This is a genomic window from Enterobacter mori LMG 25706 (genome assembly GCF_000211415.1).
Lineage (GTDB): Bacteria > Pseudomonadota > Gammaproteobacteria > Enterobacterales > Enterobacteriaceae > Enterobacter > Enterobacter mori.
This window is the reverse complement of the sequence record NZ_GL890776.1, coordinates 310766-315071: the sequence shown is the minus strand read 5'-3', so window position 1 is coordinate 315071 and position 4306 is coordinate 310766. Positions and strand designations below refer to the sequence as shown.

Genomic DNA, 4306 nt, shown 5'->3' with positions numbered 1-4306 from the left:
GGCTGGGGGGGATCGGCTACAGCTGGGGCTTTGCCGATCACAGCCATTTTTCGACGGCGTTTAAGCAGCGTTTTGGCGTGTCTCCGGGAGAGTATCGCAAGCGCTTCCGCTGATCACTTCTTCAGCCATTTACCGTTTATACCCTTCACATATTCCCCCGGCTGCGCGCGGGCAACCAGCTTTTGCCCCGCCATTTTTGCCACTTCATCTACAGGTAAGTTATTGCTGTCGGCCAGCTTCTGATAGCTTTCCGTGCGCGCCGCGTTAATGCGGCTAACCAGCGCCAGCGTTTCGGCATCGTGTGCGATCGGCGCGATATAGCCGCTCAGGGTCTCCCCCACACGCCCCTGCTCACGGGCGTCATTCAGGGTAAGCGTTGCCGCCTGCACGTGCATTCCCAGCGCCAGTAAAATGAGAGCTAACGTTCGTTTCATGGCGTCCTCAGAACAGATCGCTGCGCGATTTCAGCAGGGTTTCAACATCTTTATCGACCTTAATATGGATCTCGTGTTCGATTTTGACGTTCATGTTGATAGTAATCGGCTCCTTTGGCGCAGCGACTTCAATGCGCGGCGTACAGCCTGTCATCAGCGCGGCAACGGCAACGGTGAGCACACCAGCCATCTTTTTCATTGTTGTTCCTCACTTTCCTTGCCCGTCGAACTGCGGAGACCCGGTATCGCCGCATGTTGCTCAAACCATGTTTGCAGGTTGTCCCCAAAGCGCAGGCTGCGCCAGAGGGTAAATACGTTCTCTTCGTGGGTGTAATTCAGGTTCACGAAGCTGCTTTTGCCATCAACGCGGCTGGTGCCTTTAATGGTCGCCTGCAGCGTTAATACACCCAGATTATCTACATTGAGTTTTGTCCACGATTGGGAAATTTCCATATAGCGTAACCAGTTAATCGCCGCCCCCGCGACCATATTGTCTTTCACAATGGCATCAGCTGTGTCTTTGTCGAGACGCAGCGTCATCGGCCCCGGATTGGTCAGCCAGCCATCTTTGATGATCCATTTTTCATTGTCCAGCCAGAACGGTAGCGCGCCGCTGACCGGCCCGGACATCGCAAACTGTTTCGGATTGACGGCGCTTACCAACTCGCTGGACGAGATATTGTCCACGCGCAGCAGTGCCGGATCGTGCTGCGGCATCCTCAACTGCTGCATGGTGATTTTCCCGCCCAGTACCTCAACCTTGACGTTGGTGAGCAACAGCGGGTTCTCCTCGCTCCAGGGGTAGTCCCCCTGCAAATCCGCCGTGATATTCCTCGCCGTGACCAGGTTTTGCACCTCGCCAATACGCAATGTGACCGGCCCTCGCGTACCCAGCGACCATGTGCCTTCGCTGAAACGGAACGGCAGGACAAAGTCGATACCGTTAATCTGGTTATCCGGCATCCAGACGCTGCCGGATTTCAGCACCCCGTGTCCGCCCGCCTCAAAGCCCTGACCGGCCGCAGCCGAGAAAGCAACCTGGGCATACAGTTCGCCATCGTGCAGCGTCATTTTCCAGTCTGGTGGGATCAGCGGCTGGAACACGGTGAGCGACTGTTTCGGCCACCAGGCCTGACCACGAAGGCGTTCGCCGTCCCAGCGTCCATTGACCTGTACCGGACCAATTTTGTCGGCGTGGAGGTCGCCCTTAAACTGAAAGAGTGTCGGATCGGTGCCATCAACGCTGAAGCTCAGTACCGAAGGCGGCAGTACGCTTCCGCCGGAGAACGTCGTTTGTCCGGCATTCAGCGCCAGAGCGCCGCTAAAGGAGGGTTTGGCCGGATCGCGGTTCCAGCGAACGGGGGTATCCAGTACCAGGCGCGGCTCGCCTACCGTCATGGTGCCGTACTGGAGCTTGTCGAATCCGGTCGAGAGTTCGGTTAACTCAATAAGCGCGTCGCGCCACTCGCCTTTACCGGCGACATCCCAGCGCGCGTGCATGGGCGTAAAGCTCCCTTTTCCCCAGTAGCGCCACTGCCACAGGCCATTATCAGGTAAAAAGTCGTTAGCCTGACCGTCCAGGTGCAGTTCAAAATCGCCCGTTTCATTTTCGTGCGCGCGCAGAATGGCCTGAAGTCGGCCATCTACGCCTTTTTGCGTGAGCTTCACGCCCGCCAGCGGCCAGCGGATTTCATCAATATCCAGCGAATCGATAATGCGACCGCGCGAACGCAGCAGCGCGCCGGGTTCAAAGGAAAGCTGCGGATCGTTGAGGCTTCCGGTCAGTTTGGCCGGGAGTTTGGCGTAGAGAATGAGATCGTTTTGTTTCGCCTCGCCGCTCAAATACAGCGGCATATCGCTGTTTTCCATGCTAAGCGAACCCGGGCCGATATTCAGCACCGCATTACCTTTGCCCGCATCGCCCTGCGTGAGCACATTCAGTCGCCCGGAAACGGTGGCTTTTTCCAGCCCCTGCTGCCAGTTATCAATACGCAGGCCAACCCGGCCGCTCAGCGGCAGGCCGGGCAGCGCCCAGTTCCAGCGTCCGTCGCTGATATTCAGCTGTTCGGCTGTAATTTGCCACGGCAGGTCGAGCAGCGGATCGGGATTGTCCCGTGCCATCACCACCAGTTGCCCCTGATTGTCTTCCCAGTCCAGATCGGCATCGACCAGAGAGGTCAACTGTGGCACGTTAAAGGTGGCAACGGCGTGCCCTTTCACCGGCACACCGTCCGGCACCAGCGGCAGGGTAAATTTCCCGACCAGTTTGACAGGCTGCGGCTGGTCTGGAAGGCGAATATCGAACTGACTGACAGAGAGAGTTTGTCCGCGTAGCTGGCCTTTAATGCTGACCTGTTCGCCTTTATAGGTAATTTCCTGACTGGCTGGAGTGAGTGACGCATGAAGTTCGCCCTCCCACTGCTGCCAGGGGGCAAGAGAAAGACGATGCACCGTCAGCCAGGTATTCGGTAACACCGCCTGCCACTGGGCCAACGTTTTGGGTGCCACCGTCGACGGCGCAGATTGAGGGAGTTTGCTGAGGCAGACGGAGTTAAGCTCAAGGGTGCCTACATCAAGCTTCCAGCGGCTTGGGTGTGACAACGTCACGTTATCGATACGCGCAATTTCACACTCATCCACCAGATAACGAAGATCGGGGATCACCAGCGCGTGACGGGTGAGTTTTGGGCTTTCCTCGAAAGCGATACGCGTTCCGACGGGGAGCCAGATCCCGGCGAGCGTTGGCACCCACTGGGCGAGCGTCATCAGCAGCGTCAGCGGCACCAAAATCAACAGCAGTAAAAGCGCAATCGCGGCTTTGTATTTACCCTTCATGGGCAGTTAATATCCTGATTTAGCGAAAGAATTAAGCCGACATTCCCGATCATTGTCGCATGTTTAGCCAGTCAGTTGAAGTGAATGCCTTTTTTAAGGATAGATGCTCTAGAATAATTGATAGAACTTATTGAATTCAATAATATTTTAGAAATTGTAAGATTATTTTAATCATGCTAACGTGAATGCAAAATCACTGGAGAAAGTCTTATGAAACTCGCGGTATATAGCACAAAGCAGTACGACAAAAAGTATCTGCAACATGTTAACGAGGCTTACGGGTTTGAGCTTGAATTTTTCGACTTTCTGCTGTCCGAAAAAACCGCCAAAACGGCGCACGGCTGTGAAGGCGTCTGCATTTTTGTGAACGATGATGGCAGTCGTCCGGTGCTGGAAGAGCTGAAAAAGCATGGGGTGAAGTATATCGCCCTGCGCTGTGCAGGCTTCAATAACGTGGACCTCGACGCGGCGAAGGAGCTGGGTCTGAGGGTGGTACGCGTTCCGGCATACTCCCCTGAAGCGGTCGCGGAACATGCCATCGGCATGATGATGTCCCTGAACCGACGTATTCACCGCGCTTATCAGCGCACCCGTGATGCCAACTTCTCGCTGGAAGGCCTGACGGGCTTTACCATGTACGGTAAAACCGCTGGCGTTATCGGCACCGGCAAAATTGGCGTGGCTGCCCTGAGGATCCTGAAAGGCTTTGGTATGCGCCTGCTGGCGTTTGATCCGTACCCAAGCGCAGCCGCGCTGGATCTGGGCGTGGAGTATGTTGATCTGCCGACGCTGTTCTCCCAGTCTGACGTGATCTCCCTGCACTGCCCGCTGACGCCGGAAAACTACCACCTGCTTAACCAGGCGGCGTTTGACCAGATGAAAGATGGCGTGATGATCATCAACACCAGCCGCGGCGGACTGGTTGACTCTCAGGCTGCTATCGAAGCGCTGAAGACCCAGAAAATTGGCGCGCTGGGCATGGACGTGTATGAGAACGAACGTGACCTGTTCTTTGAAGACAAGTCCAACGACGTGAT

5 protein-coding genes are annotated in these 4306 nt (G+C 55.8%); 2 read left to right on the top strand and 3 right to left on the bottom strand.

All coding sequences use genetic code 11. The annotated features are described in order from the left end of the window. Positions 1-113: helix-turn-helix domain-containing protein (locus ENTMO_RS26565; protein WP_041951396.1), on the top strand; the 113-nt coding region annotated here is incomplete at its 5' end. On the opposite strand, the gene ENTMO_RS0111405 is transcribed toward ENTMO_RS26565, so the two are convergent. From ENTMO_RS0111405 to ENTMO_RS0111395, 3 genes are read right to left on the bottom strand one after another with little or no spacing between them, the layout of a single operon-like run. After that, positions 114-434: a YdbL family probable chaperone protein gene (locus ENTMO_RS0111405; RefSeq protein WP_010430707.1), complete on the bottom strand. Its 321-nt coding sequence runs from the start codon at positions 432-434 to the stop codon at positions 114-116. Between the two features lie 7 nt (positions 435-441). After that, a complete protein-coding gene (locus ENTMO_RS0111400; protein WP_010430706.1) occupies positions 442-633 on the bottom strand; it encodes a YnbE family lipoprotein in 192 nt (63 codons plus the stop codon). After that, positions 630-3269 carry a YdbH family protein gene (locus ENTMO_RS0111395; RefSeq protein WP_010430702.1) on the bottom strand — a complete coding sequence of 880 codons (2640 nt, stop codon included), beginning with the start codon at positions 3267-3269 and terminating at the stop codon, positions 630-632. Before ENTMO_RS0111395 ends, ENTMO_RS0111400 begins: the two co-directional genes overlap by 4 nt. 210 nt (positions 3270-3479) lie before the next feature. Between ENTMO_RS0111395 and ENTMO_RS24070 the strand changes: the two genes are divergently transcribed. After that, a partial coding sequence (locus ENTMO_RS24070; RefSeq protein WP_010430698.1) for a 2-hydroxyacid dehydrogenase occupies positions 3480-4306 on the top strand: 827 nt, incomplete at its 3' end.